The sequence below is a fragment of the Marinomonas flavescens genome, from assembly GCF_004352835.1.
Lineage (GTDB): Bacteria > Pseudomonadota > Gammaproteobacteria > Pseudomonadales > Marinomonadaceae > Marinomonas > Marinomonas flavescens.
On record NZ_SJSB01000004.1, the window covers coordinates 259,007 to 275,140 of the forward strand.

At 43.0% G+C, this 16,134-nt stretch carries 14 protein-coding genes and 1 tRNA gene; 12 read left to right on the forward strand and 3 right to left on the reverse strand.

All coding sequences use genetic code 11. The features are described 5' to 3' along the window. The first annotated feature begins 72 nt into the window (after window positions 1–72). Window positions 73–1,104: a dihydroorotase gene (pyrC, locus tag E0D70_RS06385; protein ID WP_133011438.1), complete on the forward strand. Its 1,032-nt coding sequence runs from the start codon at window positions 73–75 to the stop codon at window positions 1,102–1,104. A gap of 215 nt (window positions 1,105–1,319) precedes the next feature. Here pyrC and E0D70_RS06390 read toward each other — a convergent pair. Then, a tRNA-Leu gene (locus E0D70_RS06390) sits at window positions 1,320–1,404 on the reverse strand. A 179-nt stretch (window positions 1,405–1,583) separates the two neighbouring features. On the opposite strand from E0D70_RS06390, the gene E0D70_RS06395 reads away from it, so the two are divergent. The 3 genes from E0D70_RS06395 to htpG all read left to right on the forward strand — a co-directional run bounded on the left by E0D70_RS06395 (window position 1,584) and on the right by htpG (window position 5,123). Further along, on the forward strand, window positions 1,584–2,315 hold the full coding sequence (locus tag E0D70_RS06395) for a DUF599 domain-containing protein (RefSeq protein WP_133011439.1): 732 nt from the start codon (window positions 1,584–1,586) through the stop codon (window positions 2,313–2,315). Next, window positions 2,305–3,015, forward strand: a complete 711-nt coding sequence (locus E0D70_RS06400) for an O-methyltransferase (RefSeq protein WP_133011440.1) — start codon at window positions 2,305–2,307, stop codon at window positions 3,013–3,015. The genes E0D70_RS06395 and E0D70_RS06400 overlap by 11 nt, the downstream gene beginning before the upstream one ends. Window positions 3,016–3,194: 179 nt before the next feature. Next, window positions 3,195–5,123, forward strand: coding sequence for a molecular chaperone HtpG (htpG, locus tag E0D70_RS06405; RefSeq protein WP_133011441.1), 1,929 nt, complete (start codon window positions 3,195–3,197; stop codon window positions 5,121–5,123). A gap of 360 nt (window positions 5,124–5,483) precedes the next feature. On the opposite strand, the gene E0D70_RS06410 is transcribed toward htpG, so the two are convergent. After that, window positions 5,484–5,996 (reverse strand): DUF2062 domain-containing protein, encoded by a 513-nt coding sequence (locus E0D70_RS06410; protein ID WP_133011442.1) that lies wholly within the window; start codon window positions 5,994–5,996, stop codon window positions 5,484–5,486. Between the two features lie 44 nt (window positions 5,997–6,040). Here E0D70_RS06410 and E0D70_RS06415 point away from each other — a divergent pair, with 44 nt between their 5' ends. The 8 genes from E0D70_RS06415 (at window position 6,041) to murI (ending at window position 12,601) form a co-directional block, all read left to right on the forward strand. Next, window positions 6,041–7,930 (forward strand): ComEC/Rec2 family competence protein, encoded by a 1,890-nt coding sequence (locus E0D70_RS06415; RefSeq protein ID WP_133011443.1) that lies wholly within the window; start codon window positions 6,041–6,043, stop codon window positions 7,928–7,930. Between the two features lie 25 nt (window positions 7,931–7,955). After that, complete coding sequence (locus E0D70_RS06420) at window positions 7,956–8,585, forward strand: MotA/TolQ/ExbB proton channel family protein (RefSeq protein WP_133011444.1); 630 nt, start codon at window positions 7,956–7,958, stop codon at window positions 8,583–8,585. Continuing rightward, window positions 8,582–9,004 carry an ExbD/TolR family protein gene (locus tag E0D70_RS06425; RefSeq protein ID WP_133011445.1) on the forward strand — a complete coding sequence of 141 codons (423 nt, stop codon included), beginning with the start codon at window positions 8,582–8,584 and terminating at the stop codon, window positions 9,002–9,004. The genes E0D70_RS06420 and E0D70_RS06425 overlap by 4 nt, the downstream gene beginning before the upstream one ends. Before the next feature lie 68 nt (window positions 9,005–9,072). Beyond that, entirely contained in the window at window positions 9,073–10,035 is a 963-nt protein-coding gene (lpxK, locus tag E0D70_RS06430; RefSeq protein ID WP_240537007.1) for a tetraacyldisaccharide 4'-kinase, read from the forward strand. Beyond that, window positions 10,028–10,225 (forward strand): Trm112 family protein, encoded by a 198-nt coding sequence (locus E0D70_RS06435; protein ID WP_133011447.1) that lies wholly within the window; start codon window positions 10,028–10,030, stop codon window positions 10,223–10,225. Before lpxK ends, E0D70_RS06435 begins: the two co-directional genes overlap by 8 nt. Beyond that, window positions 10,222–10,713, forward strand: coding sequence for a low molecular weight protein-tyrosine-phosphatase (locus E0D70_RS06440; RefSeq protein ID WP_133011448.1), 492 nt, complete (start codon window positions 10,222–10,224; stop codon window positions 10,711–10,713). Before E0D70_RS06435 ends, E0D70_RS06440 begins: the two co-directional genes overlap by 4 nt. Then, on the forward strand, window positions 10,713–11,795 hold the full coding sequence (gene murB, locus E0D70_RS06445) for a UDP-N-acetylmuramate dehydrogenase (protein WP_240537009.1): 1,083 nt from the start codon (window positions 10,713–10,715) through the stop codon (window positions 11,793–11,795). Before E0D70_RS06440 ends, murB begins: the two co-directional genes overlap by 1 nt. Then, the gene (murI, locus tag E0D70_RS06450; protein ID WP_133011449.1) at window positions 11,792–12,601 is read left to right on the forward strand and encodes a glutamate racemase; all 810 of its coding nucleotides are present in this window, start codon (window positions 11,792–11,794) and stop codon (window positions 12,599–12,601) included. Before murB ends, murI begins: the two co-directional genes overlap by 4 nt. A gap of 163 nt (window positions 12,602–12,764) precedes the next feature. Here murI and rne read toward each other — a convergent pair whose 3' ends face one another. Then, a complete protein-coding gene (rne, locus tag E0D70_RS06455; RefSeq protein ID WP_133011450.1) occupies window positions 12,765–15,914 on the reverse strand; it encodes a ribonuclease E in 3,150 nt (1,049 codons plus the stop codon). Window positions 15,915–16,134 lie beyond the last annotated feature (220 nt).

Here is a 16,134-nt window from a genome sequence, read left to right on the forward strand (position 1 = left end):
GCTTTACGCTGTCTCTGTGTTGTGAATCTGTTAGAATCTTTTTGCTTTCTTTTTTTGACCAAAAGGCCTGTGATGAACGAAATTACTATAATCAAGCCAGATGATTGGCATCTACATTTTCGCGATGACGACATGCTGCTAGAAACCGTACCGGCCACGGCGCGCTGTTTTGAGCGTGCGGTGGTGATGCCGAATCTTGTGCCACCTGTGACCACAGCGGCGTTGGCATTGAGCTACCAAGAGCGCATTCTAGCGGCTCGACCTGAAGGGAGCACCTTCACGCCTGTGATGACGATCTATCTTACTGATAAAACCTCGGTGGAAGATATTCAGGACGCAAAAAAGGCCGGTGTATTGGCGGCTAAAATGTATCCAGCTGGCGCGACCACGAATTCCGACTCAGGTGTGAATTCCCTAGAGTCATTGTATCCCGTGTTTGAGGCGTTAGCGGACAACGACATGTTGTTACTGATTCACGGTGAAGTGACGCAAAAGCACATTGATATTTTTGATCGTGAAAAAGAGTTTATCGATCAGCATATGGTTAATATTGTTGAGCGAGTACCAAACCTGAAGGTGGTATTCGAGCATATTACAACGAAAGACGCGGCCGATTTTGTGTTGGCGGCCCGTGATGGTGTTGCAGCGACTATCACCCCTCAGCATTTGTTATTGAACCGCAACGACATGCTGGATGGCGGCATGCGTCCACATAATTACTGCCTTCCAGTGTTAAAGCGCAGCACTCACCAAGAGGCACTGCGTGCCGTGGTGAAATCTGGCTCTCCTAAGTTTTTCTTAGGGACAGATTCGGCGCCACATGCGAAGCATCGTAAAGAGTCAGATTGTGGCTGTGCTGGTTGTTACAGTGCTTGGTCTGCCCTTGAGCTTTACACGCAAGTGTTTGATGAGCTAGATGCGTTGGATAAGTTAGAAGGCTTTGCTAGCTTGCATGGTGCTGATTTTTACGGCTTGCCTCGAAATACACAAACTGTCACCTTGGTAAAAGAAGCGTGGCAAGTGCCTGATAGCATTGTTTTGCCAAATGGTGATTCAATTGTGCCTTTCTTTGCTGGCAAGCAAGTGAATTGGAAGTTGAAATAGTGTCTGCAAGGCGCTAAACAATAGAGCGAAAAGAATGGAAAGAAAGGTCGAGTTCAGTAATGGGCTTGGCTTTTTTTATGTGAAAAACTGAGCGTTAGCCAAGGGTTGAATGCATCTTTAAAATATATTCAGGGCTGGTGGCGATAAGTTGTTTAGAAGGTGTGGAAGTATTTATGGATAAGACAGATCGAGAAGTTACTAAGAGAGGTATTAAGTGGTGCGGATGGAGAGACTCGAACTCTCACGCCGTGAAGCACTGGAACCTAAATCCAGCGTGTCTACCAATTCCACCACATCCGCATGTCGTGTTGACGCGTGCATAATACTTATATCTAGCTGTAATGCAAGGTTTTTTAATTTTATTTGAGTGGGTAGCAACGGCTTTCTTTTTGGCTATTGCCCGCCCTACCAAGGACAAAGCACACAAAAAGTGATTTAATAAAGATCCTCTTTTATTCGCCTTTAGATAGAGTTTCAAAATGGAAAGCAGCTCAGTTTCTTCGCTTCTTGACCCCCTTGATCTTGTTACCTTATTTGTATTTATTGCCTGTTGGGGTGGTTATGCTTTTTATGCGACTTATAACGCTAAGCGCCGTCCTTGTCTTGTGAGTGTGTTGCATCAATTTCGGCTGGCGTGGATGTCGCGCTTATTAAGGCGTGATAATCGCATTGCTGATGCGTCCGTTATGGCGAACCTAGAAAGAAGTAGTTTGTTTTTTGCCTCGAGTTCATTGCTGATTATTGCCGGTTTATTTGCTGGCTTTAAGTATTCCAGTGAGGCGCTTGAAGTCTTGTCGGACTTTTATTTAATGGCGCCGGGTAGTCGCCAAGAATGGGAACTTAAAATCATTGTGCTAGTGCTGATTTTTGCCTATGCCTTTTTTACCTTTACTTGGTCGGTTCGACAATATAACTTTTGCTCAGTATTAGTGGGTAGTGCGCCATTGGCGACTGAACGCGGTATTGAAGATAGTGAGCGGGAGCTGTATGCCATGTATATGGCGCAAATATGCAGTTTGGCGGCCAATCAGTTTAATTACGGGTTGCGAGCATTCTATTTTTCCATGGCGTTTAGTGCTTGGTTTCTTGGGCCATATTTCTGCATGGCGGCGAGTGTTATGGTTGTTGCTGTTTTATACCGTCGAGAATTCAGATCAAAAACTTTTAAAACATTGAGTCGAGGGCTCGTTATTAAATCCCATGCTTCCTAATTTTCCTAAACCATTACCCGATCATGACACCCCCACCAACCGTACTGTTAAGGTTGATGACAGGTTGTATCAATATTTAATCGATGTCTCCGTCCGTGAGAGCGACATATTAAAAGCCTTACGACGTGAAACCGCCCAATATCATATGGCCAGAATGCAACTTTCTCCCGAAGTCGGGCAATTGTTGAGTTTGCTGGTTAAGCTGCAAGCGCCGAAAAAATTATTAGAAATTGGCGTCTTTACCGGCTACAGCACCTTATCGATGGCGATGGCGATGCCTGACAATGCCAGACTAGTTGCGATTGAAAAGAAGCAGATGTGGCTGGACATTGCGTCTCGTTATTTGGAGGAAGCGGGCGTTCTGGATCGCGTCACTACTTATTGCGATAAGGCGTTGCCAGTGCTTGAATCTTTGCTGGATGAAGCGGGCACCTTTGATTTCATTTTTATTGATGCGGATAAAAAGAACTTACTGGCGTACTACCATTTAGCCAAGCAATTGCTGCGCCCTGGTGGCTGTCTATTGATCGACAATACCTTGTGGTGGGGCAATGTGGCCGACGAGGCGTTTGATGACAAAGACACCTGTGTGGTACGTGAGTTAAACAAAACCATTCATCAGGACGCTGAGGTCGAGTTGTCTTTGATTCCCATTGGTGATGGTTTGACGCTAGTACGAAAAAACACCGAATTCTCCTGATATATCCCTTCCTGCTGGGCAGCGGGCTTCTAGAATGCTGTATTTTATGGTTTTTGCTTCTTTTTTATAAATACGCCTCTTGAAATTCGTTGAAGAGGCTTTATTTAGATTGCACAAGTATTAAGAAATACACCCTTGGTTTTATCTGAGGGTTCATTCAAATAGGAGCAAGCTATAACATGGCAACTGATACTCAAAAAGAAACGTTAGGATTCCAAACAGAGGTAAAACAACTACTTCATTTGATGATCCACTCTTTGTACTCCAACAAAGAAATTTTTCTAAGAGAGCTCATTTCTAATGCGTCTGACGCAGTAGACAAGCTTCGCTTTGAGTCTGTCGCTAACGCAGACCTTCTCGCTGAAGATCCAAATCTACGTGTGCGCATTGAATTTGATAAAGACACGAACACCGTCATTATCGATGACAACGGCGTGGGTATGTCTCGTGAAGAAGCCATTACTAACTTAGGTACCATTGCTAAGTCTGGTACTTCTTCTTTTCTAGAGCAATTAAGTGGCGACCAGAAAAAAGACAGCCAATTGATCGGTCAATTCGGTGTGGGCTTTTACTCTGCTTTCATTGTTGCAGATAAAGTCACAGTAGAAACACGTCGTGCTGGTGCCACTGAAAACGAAGCAGTACGCTGGGTGTCTGATGGTTCTGGTGAATTCACTATTGAAAACATCGACAAAGCCACTCGCGGTACACGCATTACTTTGCACTTGAAAGCAGACGAAAAAGACTTCGCGGATAATTTCCGTCTTCGTTCTTTGGTGACTAAATACTCAGATCACATTTCTATCCCTGTGGAAATGGAAAAGCCGGTTTACCCAGAAATGGACGAAGAAGGCAATCCAAAACCTGTTGATGAAACCAAGGCGCCTGAATTTGAAGCAGTGAACTCTGCAAAAGCTTTGTGGACTCGTCCTCGTAACGACGTCACCAAAGAAGAGTACGAAGAGTTTTACAAGCACGTTTCTCATGACTATCAAGCGCCTTTGAAATGGTCACATAACAAAGTCGAAGGTAAGTTGGAATACACAAGCTTATTGTACATTCCATCCAAAGCGCCGTATGACCTTTGGAACCGCGACATGCAGCGTGGTCTAAAGCTCTACGTGCAACGTGTTTTCATCATGGATGAAGCCGAAGCCTTCCTACCTCCTTACATGCGATTCGTAAAAGGTGTGGTGGATTCAAACGATTTGTCTTTGAATGTGTCTCGTGAAATCTTACAGAACGACCACGCGGTTGATTCTATGCGTTCAGCATTGACGAAACGCGTATTGGATATGCTGGCGAAAATGGCGAAAAACGAGCCAGAAGATTACCAAAAATTCTGGGATGAATTCGGTAATGTAATCAAAGAAGGCCCTGCAGATGACATGGGCAACAAAGACAAAATTGCTGCATTAATTCGTTTCAGTACGACGAAAACCGATGCACCAGAGCAAACAGTGTCTTTGGCTGACTACATTGAGCGCATGACAGAAGGCCAAGATAAGATTTACTACATCTACGCTGAAAGCCATAACACGGCGAAAAACAGCCCTCACTTAGAAATTCTTCGTAAGAAAGGCTACGAAGTGCTTCTATTGAGTGATCGTATCGACGAATGGATGATGTCTTCTCTACAAGAGTTTGATGGCAAATCTTTCCAAGATGTGACCAAAGGCAAGCTGGACATCGCTGAAGACGACAGTGAAGAAGCGAAGAAAGAGAAAGAAGAGAAGGCGGAGCATATCAAGCCTTTGCTTGAGCGCATGAAAAAAGTATTGGATGGAAAAGTCGCGGATGTTAAGAGCACCGATCGTCTAACCAGCTCTCCTGCGTGTCTTGTGGTTGGTGAGAATGACATGGGCTTGCAAATGCGTCGTTTGCTTGAGCAAGCGGGTCAGCAATTGCCAGACTCTAAGCCAAGTCTAGAAGTGAATCCTGATCACCCAATTGTGGCGAAAATGGATTCTGAATCCGATGAAGAGCGTTTCTCTGACATGACTTGGTTGTTGTTTGAGCAAGCAACGTTATCTGAAGGTGGTCAGCTTGAAGATCCTGCAACCTTTGTTAGTCGTATGAATAAGTTGATCGTTCAGCTGAGTAAATAACATCACACCAATGTTTTGTACTTAGACTCAGCGTTAATATGATGTAAAAGCCCAAACTCCTTGTGGAATTTGGGCTTTTTTTGTTTCTTTATATTGCTGAGATGTCAGATCGTCAGTAACACGAAATTTGTCTGTGTGTTGAAGGAAATCTACATGGCTATGATTCTAGAGACTGAATATAGGACTCTAAGGGTGAAATGTACTAAGCTTACCTCAGTGGTTCTCAACAGTAGGTAGTAATGGGGTACTGGAATTTAACGAAGGGGAGTAGCAAGGCATAAAAAAGCCAGCGTGGTTTTAGCGCTGGCTTAGTGGTTAATCAGGTATTTATTTTTTTGTGGGGCAAATTTTTTGAAAATATTAGCGTCTTCTTAGTTTTCGTTCTTTCCAGCGTTTTATTACGTGAAGTCGCCAAACTATCAAGATAGTCATATATGCAATAGCGCCAAATACTAATCCTGATACTACGGAGCCTACGTATAAGGGGAGCCATATGTGCTCTAATTTCGCCCATATCCACGCGACAGAAAGATGGAAGTCTTTCCCTTTGTCTCCGCCAACAATCATGGTGCCCACTTTATAATTAAAGTAGAAAACAAACGGCATGGTGAGTGGGTTAGTAATCCAAACAAGCGCAATGGACAATGGAATATTAGCTCGCAATGGAATGGCCAGCAGAGCAGATACGACCATTTGAAATGGCATTGGAATAAATGCCCAAAACAAACCATTAAAAAAAGCTTTGGCGACAGAGCGTCTATTTAAGTGCCATAGATCAGGCTCGTAAATCTGTGTTCCTAATAATTTAAGCGCTTTGTTTTCTTTTAATTTTTCTGGATTTGGGATGAATTTTTTTATGTAACGCTTCGGCATAAGCAAGTATAAGTCAGGTTAGCAATCTAAGACACGGAGGTCTTATGTTACTAAGTGTTTTAATCTTGATTGGCGCCATTTTGGTGCCAACTGAATATATGTGGCTGTATTCTACTCATATCATTCTGGTGTGTCTCTATTTAATCTGTACACATCGTTTCTTGATGCTACTTTTGACCTTTGTTTCCCTGATTGTTGTATATCTTAGTGAAGTAGATAATGTCATCGACATTTCTTTTGATAAAAATCTGCCAATGCGCTTTAGCCCAGAGTTAAACCAGCTTTATGTGAGTGACGTGGCGGCACTTGAGAAGATTGACGAAAGATTTTTTTTAGTAAGATTAAGTCATATTGAGGGCGGCAAACAAAATTTTAATAATGTTCAAATTAAACCGCTGTCACAAGCATCTTCTTCGTCAATAGAGGTTACCTTGAAGCGTTTTGTGCTTGCTTCCAAAGACGGTAGTTGGTTGGAGCAGAGGCTTTATGCGCAAAGGCAAGCTGCGCAACTGGATATACAGTCTGATTCAAAATTTCAAAATCCATTGGTAAGAGAGCATTCCATCAGGTCATACATACATGCTCGGCTGGAAGGTGTTTTGTCTTTTTATTCAAGCTGGCGTTTTTCAAAGGCTTTGCTGCTTGGTGATGATAGTGGCTGGGATGATCGAGACAAATGGATTGTTAGATCGCTAGGTTTGGCGCATTTATTTGTCGTGTCTGGGCTACATACGGGCTTTGTATTTGTTTTTGGGCGTTTGTTAAGCCGCTTTTTATGGCGTTTTTCACCCAATAAATGGGTGCTTTCTGGTGTTAATTGTTGGTCTGTTGATGCCATTATCATTATTCCTATTTTATTCTTTTATGCTTATTTGACAGATTGGGGTGCGCCAGTGGTGCGCGCAGCCATTATGTTAAGCCTGTATTTATTATCAAAAGTGCTTTTTACACAGACATCGCCCTATAAAGTCATTCTCTTTGCTTTGTGGGGGATTTTGATGTTTGATCCAAGAGGGGTGTTGCAGCCAGGTTTATGGCTGTCATTTAGTTTGGTCTGTTTTCTTATTGCATTTAGTCAACCAGCTAGGCGCTGGTCGCGTTTTTTACTTCTCCAGCTTATGCTTTCTACTGCCTCAATGGTGCTCATCTGGGGGTGGCAACTGTCTATTTCGATTCTCTCAATTCCAGTGAATTTGTTGATGATTCCATTGGCTGCTTTTTTATGGTTTCCGATTGGAATTTTAGCCAGTGTTGAGGCGCTATTAATACAAACATCCTATTTGTATTACGTTTTAGATAGCGGCATTGTTTTGGTTGTCAGCTTACTAGAGTATTTGGCTTTTACTCTGCCTATGTTGGCTTTTGATACTTACCTCAATAGCACCACTAAAGTTATGTTGCTGTGTATGGTTGTTTTTTGGGTTTGGCAAGCGCCATTAAAGAGAGGAATAGGGTGTGTGTTACTCATTTGGTGTGTGCTTTTGTTGCCAAGGGATGATGTCTCTGGGTATCAGTCTCGTATAGTTAATAACGGCAATGAGCTGGTTTTTGAACGTGATTATGACATTGAGAACTCGAGTAATTGGTCAAAGCATGATTTATCTAAGCGCTTGATAACACCGCTAAACGACGCAAATAAACGAGATTATCCGGTAATATTGCTAGCCAGAAATCTAGAGGAGCTTTCTCCTTCAAATCTTCTGAAAAATAACATTGATTGGGTATTACTTAAAAGCAAGCCATCGGAGTCGTTACAATCCATGCTCAAAGGCTTAAATATACATTGGCTTTCTATAGAGTCTGGTGAATCGTTGCTATTTCGTCAATACAATAACCGCGTCTCGATTCGCCACTTAGCCTGTTCTTTTTCGATTTTTCTCTTTAAATCTGACGCTTGTAAGCGTGTTGAAACGTTAGAGTTTATGTTAAATTAACATCACATTTAAAAGGGAGTTCGCGGTGTTAACCTTTATTCAAACTGGTGGTTTTTTCATGTGGCCTTTATTGGCCTGTTCTATTCTTACGCTAGCAATCATCATTGAACGCTTTTGGACATTACGGAAGTCGCGAGTCGCACCGAAAAATTTGTTACTTGATGTTATGTCACGCTTGCGCGATGACAGAATGTCTCTTGATTATATTCGCTCTATGCAAGCCCAAATTGGTCTATCTTCTATTTTTGCGGCGGGTTTAATGAACTCAAAGCACGGCCGTACGACCATGAAGGAAAGCATGCAAGGCGAGGCAAGCCATGTCATACATGATTTAGAAAGATTCATGAGCAGTCTTGGTACCATCGCAGCGGTCTCTCCATTGCTTGGTTTGCTGGGGACTGTTGTGGGTATGATAAAAGTGTTTTCTGTTCTAATGGAACATGGTGCAGGTAATACTTCTTTATTAGCGGGTGGTATTTCTGAAGCGCTCTTAACTACTGCTGCGGGTCTTGGTGTTGCTATTCCCGCCTTAGTTTTCCATCGTTTTTTCAGTCGTAGAATAGATGATCTTGTTGTTAGCATGGAACAGCAATCGACCAAGTTAACTGACGCATTACATGGCGACAGAGATTCGAAGTCGGGAGTAAGTAAGTGAAATTTCGTCGTCAAAAAATAGATGACGTACAAATCAATTTAACGCCTTTGATTGACGTCGTTTTTTTGTTGCTGATTTTTTTTATGGTCAGTACCACGTTTAATCACAGTTCTGAGTTAACGATAGACTTGCCATCCGCAACCAGTGGGCAGGCAATGGCCAATCGAAGTCAGGATGTCGAAATTGTCATTACCAGTGATGGCCAATATGTGATTAACGGCAGAACTTTAATTAATGAGAAAGTAGACACGTTAGTTAAAGGCATTCAAGAAGTCTCGCAAGGTGACACTAAGCGTCCTCTTATTATCACGGCTGATGCTAAAGCGCCTTATGAAATGGTGCTTAAAATTTACGATGCCGCTGCGCAACTAGGTATCGCTAAAATTGCTCATACTGCACAAAGCGAGCAAACTAAGTGAATGTAGAGTCGTTATTTCTGCGTGCTTGGTATGGAAGCTGTCCTTGGACGAAGGTATTTTCTCCTTTTATGCCTTTCATTAAGAATGCGATTCAAAAAAAAAGGGCTGCATTTTTAGCGAATCCCAATCAATCTTATACTGCGCCGATTCCTGTCGTTATCGTGGGCAATATCAGCGTTGGTGGGACTGGAAAATCACCAATGGTTGTGGCGTTATGTAAATTCCTGATTGGTCATGGATTTAAACCTGGGATTATTTCGCGTGGTCATGGCGTTAAGCTGATTAATCCCATTGCGGTTAATTCAGACAGTTTGGCTTCTCAGGTTGGTGATGAACCCGTTATGCTTGCCCGCAGGACGCAATGTCCTGTTGTTGTTTTCCCTCAGCGAGCAGAAGCGATTAAGCAGTTACTTGCTACTACTGACGTAGATGTCATTGTTTGTGATGATGGGATGCAGCACTACGGTCTAAATCGGGATATTGAAATTGCTATGGTGGACGCACAAAGAGGGCTTGGCAATGGTCAGCTATTGCCAGTTGGTCCATTACGTGAACCTATCAGTCGACTGGATAGTGTTGATTACGTCATGAGTGTTACAGATGGCATGACACAAATATTGTCTGATCTTAATCGAGCTGTTTTAATTGCCTCTCTTTCTTCTTCAAACTTGGTGTCGCTTGACGGCAAAAGAGAATTGTCTTTTATTGACGCTTTTCGTGAAGATCAGGATTGGCACATAATGGCAGGAATTGGTAACCCAGATCGTTTTTTAGTGACACTAAAAGCGTTGGGGTTAAATAAACCCAAATCAGTTTGTTGGTTTGGTGATCATCATAACTACATTGAAAATGATATTCCAGAGCATGGGCGTGTCATTATGACAGAGAAAGACGCCGTAAAGTGTCAGGCCTTAGCGATAAAAAATTTAGATATTTGGTATTTGCCTGTCTCGTTAGCGTTACCAGAGGCATTTACAGCAACATTTCTACAAAAATTACAGCATATTAACAATGAGAAACGACATGAATAAAGTTTTATTAGATATTTTGGTTTGCCCTGTGACTAAAGCGCCACTGACGTTAAGTGAAGATGGTACTGAGTTGATAAGCAAGGCGGGTGGTATGGCGTATCCTGTTCGTGATGGCATTCCTGTCCTTTTGGAGACAGAGGCTCGCACATTAAATGCTGAAGAAAGATTGGATTCAGGCTCAGCAAAGTGAAAAAGGTCAAAATACTGACTGTTTGTTTGGGGAATATTTGTCGTTCACCAGCCGCTCAGGGGATTTTACAATCTACAGCTGAATCTTATAAGGGATTGGCTTTAGAGGTGGATTCAGCAGGTACAGCGGCTTATCACATAGGGCATTCCCCAGACTCACGTTCAATTCAGGTGTTATCAGAGGTTGGCGTTGATATTTCAGGTCAACATGCTCGTCAAATTTCGTTAGAGGATTTTGAGTGTTTTGATTGGATTTTGGCAATGGATGCAGAAAATCTTTCAAACTTACAAAAAATTCAACCTGAATGCAGCAAAGCTAAAGTCGTTTTATTTGGACAGTACTGTCCTGATGTTACTTTTGGTGAAGTTCAAGATCCTTATTATGGCGAGCAAGATGGCTTTATTAAGATGAGGGACAAGTTGCAAGTAATAGCGGAAAGTTTTATTAATCATCTTATGTCGTCTGAACAGGATCTACATCGTTCATAATGAATATTCGAGAAAAAATAATCGGTGACATGCCGGACTTAATTCAAACAGATGTTTCTCTTTCTCCTTTTAATACCTTCAAGTTTTCTTATCAGGCGCAATATTTTGCTTTAGTAGAAGACCTTGTTTCTCTGAAGGCCGCCATTGCTTGGGCGAAGGCCAGTGAAATACCCATTACTATTATTGGTGGCGGTAGTAATCTACTTATCCGTAATGATATTTCAGGGCTGGTTATCGTTAACAGATTACAGGGAAAGCAACTTGTACGAGATGAAGGCGACAACTTGATTTTAAGTGTGTCAGCGGGTGAAAACTGGCATCATCTTGTCGACTTTACCGTTCATAAAGGGTGGTTTGGGCTAGAAAATTTAGCGCTTATTCCGGGAACAGTAGGGGCTGCGCCAGTGCAAAATATTGGTGCTTATGGTGTTGAAGCCAAGGATGTTCTCGAACGAATACAGGTTTTGGATCTAATAAGTGGCGAATTGCTGTGGTTGCTTGCTAAGGAATGTGGCTTTGCATATCGTGATAGTCACTTTAAAGGGAAATGGAAAGGGCGCTATATTATTACTGCTGTCGAGATGCGCTTATCTCGTTCGTCTCAGTTTATCCTTAGCTACGGAGGGTTGAAGGGGAAGATTGAAGGTGAGTTAACGCTTGAATCGGTATTCGAGGCAGTATGCTCCTTGCGTCGTAGCAAGCTTCCTGATCCTAATATTATTGCCAATGCAGGAAGCTTCTTTAAGAACCCTATTGTCAGTGTCGAAAAGCATGATCAACTTAAGCTTATTTTTCCAGAATTAGTGTCTTTTTCTTTTGCCGGTGGCTACAAGCTGGCGGCGGGGTGGATGATTGACCAAGCAGGTTGGAAAGGCATTCGTCACCAAGGTGTTGGGGTTTATGAGCATCAGGCATTGGTTCTGGTTAATTACTCTGAAAACCAAGCACCACCCTTGTTGGAATTAGAGGCTTTAATAAAGCAATCTGTCTTCGATCGTTATGGCGTCTGGTTAGAAAGAGAACCAGTAGAGTTGCCTGATGCTTTCAATGTGACTTCAAGTGATACAGAGGCGTTCTCTTGAAAATAGGGGTGATGGACTCAGGTGCGGGAGGGATAACGATTCTGAATACGATTCGTCAGAAAATCCCTATGCTTGATTTGGTTTATCTCGCGGATGAGTTTTTTGCACCTTACGGTGAGAGAAGCCCGGCAGATATTCAATCACGAGTCGTTAGTATTGGCTGTTTTTTCGAGAGCCAAAATGTGGATGCTATTGTGGTTGCGTGCAATACCGCCACTGTGATTGCTATCGATGCATTGCGGGCTAGAATTGCTTTGCCAGTCATTGGCGTCGAGCCAGCAGTTAAGCCTGCCTTTAGGGTGAGTAAGACAAGGCATGTTGCTGTATTGGCAACGCCACTTACGGCTCATAGTCAGCGACTTAAAGAACTTATTTCCTTGTGGCGTGAAGACAGTAATGTTCACATTATGTCTAGTTCCACGTTAGCTTTTGATATTGATGCTTGGCCGCAATCAAAAGTGACAGTAGAAGAAACAGTCAAAAATCTGTGCCTTGAAATGATTGAATCAGGCATTGATACCTTAGTGTTGGCCTGTACGCATTACCCCTTAATAAAGAAGTTATTTGCTGTAGAGCTTGGTCCTGATTGTGAAATTATAGAGCCTAGTGAAGGCGTTGTTGCTCAGCTAGTGCGACGCTTAAATCAAACATACCCAACTCAATTCCCCGCATTCTTGTCTAGTGTCACCAAAGGAAGCATTGAGGTTATCAGTACGAAAGGGCTTGATAATATGGATAGGTTAACCAGTTGGATAGAGGATCGAGACTCTATTGCGGCTAAAAAAAGTATTAATCTCTCCGCTTAAAATTACTAAAATTATTTCTATTAACGAATAATAGGAAGTGTTGTTCTTCCATTTACTCGACGTTATTGCTCTCCTGTCTGACTCGGCTTAGTCAATAAACACTAAACAATAGACAATAAAAAACCCGCATTAAGCGGGTTTTTTGTTGCTCTGAATAAGTGGTTTATTCAGCTGAAGAAGACTCTTCTGTTGTTTGCGAAGTGTTGCTTTCTTCACGAGCTATTCGTGGGTCATTCTTGACGCGACCAGCTGACGTTGTACGACGTCGAGAGGCTGCAGCTTGACGTTTTTCGGAAAGGTCTTGCTTCATCTTTTCTTGTTGAGCAAGGATTGCTTCAGGCAGTTCTACAGCAGCTTTCTTTTCAGTCGCTGGCTTAGTAGCAGGTTTTCCTCGTCCACGGCGTGGTGCGCGGGTGCTGCTAGCTGTTTTGGTCTCATCAATCACTGGTTCAGCTTGAGTTTCAACAACTGGCTCAGCTTGAGTTTCAACAACTGACTCAGCTTGAGTTTCAACAACTGACTCAGCTTGAGTTTCAACAACTGACTCAGCTTGAGTTTCAACAACTGACTCAGCTTGAGTTTCAACTACTGGTTCAGGTTGTGCTTCAACTACTGGTTCAGCTTGTGTTTCAACAACTGGCTCAGCTTGTGCTTCAACTACTGGTTCGGCTTGTACTTCAACCGCTGGTTCAGGTTGTGCTTCAACCGCTGGTTCAGGTTGTGCTTCAACCGCTGGTTCAGGTTGTGCTTCAACCGCTGGTTCAGGTTGTGCTTCAACCGCTGGCTCAGGTTGTACTTCAGCTACTAGTTCAGCTTGTACTTCAACAACTGGCTCAGCTTGTACTTCAACAACTGGTTCAGGTTGTACTTCAATAACTGGCTCAGGTTGTTTTTCAATAACTGGCTTAGCTTGTACTTCGACAACTGGTTCAACTTGAGTTTCAGTAGCGGCTTCAGTGTTCTCAGTATTTGCTTCGTCTGCTTTTTGAGGGCGCTGACGAGAGCGGCGAGAGCGACGTGAACGGCGTTGTTCGCGAGGCGCATCTTCTGAATCGCCATCAGCGCTACGAGCTTCTTCAGCAGCTTGGGTAGCGGCTTCTGCCAATGCAACTTCTTCTTGCTCTCTTACTTTTTCTGATATTTGAATATCTTCTTTTAATTTGCCATTGCGACGACGGTTGTCGTTACGATCGCGTTTACGCTCAGTAACTTCAGGAACGACCTTTTCTCTAGGAGCGGCTTTAGCTGTAACTTCCCTTTTTTCGCCTCTAGTTTCTTGGTGGTCTACTTTGTTATCCGGCTTATTGTTACGTGAACGATTATTGCGGTTATTTGTTTTCTCAGCAGATGTCGTTGTTGCTTCAGCTTGTTCGCGACGAGATTGGCGAGTAGATCGAGTATTTTCAGTGCTTGAGCTAGTCTTCGTTACATCGCGATCTGAGTTCTGGTGCTTGCTGCGTTTGTTGCGATTGTTACGGTTCGCATTATTGCTAGCAGAAGGGCGTTGTTCGCTTGAATTACGCTCACCTCTTTGGTTTGTATTAGTATTCTTAACAGTAGTTTTCTTAACTGCTGATGTTTTTGGCTTGGTTTCTGTCGCGTTGCTTTCGCCAAATAGAGCGGTAAGGATGCGTTTAATCAAGCCTGGTTTAGCTTTGCTTGCTGCTGCAGGTGCTTTAGCCGCTGGGGCAACAGCATGTGCTGGCGCAGGAGATTTAGGTGCAATGCTCGTTACAGCCGCTTGTGGACGAGCATTTTCATCTACTTGTCTAGGCTCATAAGGAGGTTGTTCAGGTGTCTCAACGATCGAGTAGCTATTTTCATGTTGTACAGCAACCGTACTGTCATCACGAATACGTTCTACTTCAAAGTGAGGTGTTTCCATATGAGGGTTAGGTACTAAAATAATATGAACGTTGTTGCGTTTTTCTATTTTAGCGATGTTGGTACGTTTCTCGTTTAACAAGAAAGTCGCAACAGAAACTGGCAGTACAGCACGAATTTGTGCCGTGCGTTCTTTAGAACATTCTTCTTCAATAAGGCGAAGCACAGAAAGAGCTAAAGACTCAACGTCACGAATAAATCCTTGGCCATTACAGCGAGGACAAACGATACCGCTTGTTTCGCCAAGAGAAGGGCGTAGGCGTTGACGAGACATTTCTAATAAGCCAAAGCGTGAAATGCGACCGATTTGAACCCGTGCGCGGTCAGCTTCAAGCGCATTTTTCATGCGAGTTTCGACTTCTTTCTGGTTGCGTACTGGTGTCATATCGATGAAATCGATAACAACCAAACCACCAATATCACGAAGGCGTAATTGGCGAGCAATCTCGTCTGCGGCTTCTACGTTGGTTTGCAGTGCGGTTTCTTCGATATCGCCGCCTTTCGTCGCGCGAGCCGAGTTAATGTCGATAGAAACAAGTGCTTCCGTCGGGTCGATAACAATCGAGCCACCAGAAGGTAAGCGAACTTCACGTTGGAAAGCGGTTTCGATTTGGCTTTCGATTTGGAAGCGGTTAAATAGTGGTGTTGAATCGGTGTAAAGCTTGATGCGTGATTTGAAATGCGGCATTACTTGCATTACAAAATTGATAGCATCTTGGTAAGCGTCTTTCTCATCGATAAGAACTTCACCAATATCTTCACGTAGGTAATCGCGAATGGCACGAATAACGATGTTGCTTTCTTGGTAGATTAAGAAAGGAGCAGGTTTTTCAGTTGCGGCTTTAGTAATGGAAGACCATAGCGTGTCTAGGTAGTCTAAATCCCATTGAAGCTCTTCGGTAGAACGGCCAACGCCAGCTGTACGTACAATTAATCCACCATTTTCTGGTGTGTTTAATCCTGACATGGCTTCTTTTAATTGAGAGCGATCATCGCCATCAATGCGGCGAGAAATACCACCAGCGCGTGGGTTGTTTGGCATTAATACCAAATAGCGACCCGCTAAGCTGACAAACGTCGTCAATGCGGCGCCTTTATTGCCTCGCTCTTCTTTATCTACTTGAACAATAACTTCCTGACCTTCGCTTAATACGTCTTTTATATTAATGCGACCGTCATGGTTAGATCGTTTAGAAAAGTAGGTTTTTGAGATTTCTTTAAGAGGCAAGAACCCATGGCGATCTGCGCCATAGTCTACAAAAGCAGCTTCTAAACTCGGTTCTATGCGAGTAATGCGGCCTTTATAAATGTTTGCTTTCTTCTGTTCTCGTGAACCAGATTCGATATCAAGATCGTATAAACGTTGGCCATCGACAAGGGCGACCCGCAACTCTTCTTGTTGAGTTGCATTTATTAGCATTCTAATCATTATAAGTGTGAACTCTGTTGGCTGATGCGAACAAATGCACAGGAAAAGGAGCTAATTAAGATTTTAGCCCAGAATAGTGACAACGATTCGTAGTGTTTAGGCAAATGGAGTGCGCGATGCGTTTATAAAAATAAAAACGATTTTATGCGGTCGCCGCCAAATCAATAACAAAAAGTCCCTATACTGGTCTCGTTTTTTTGCTTTTTTACGAAACAACGCG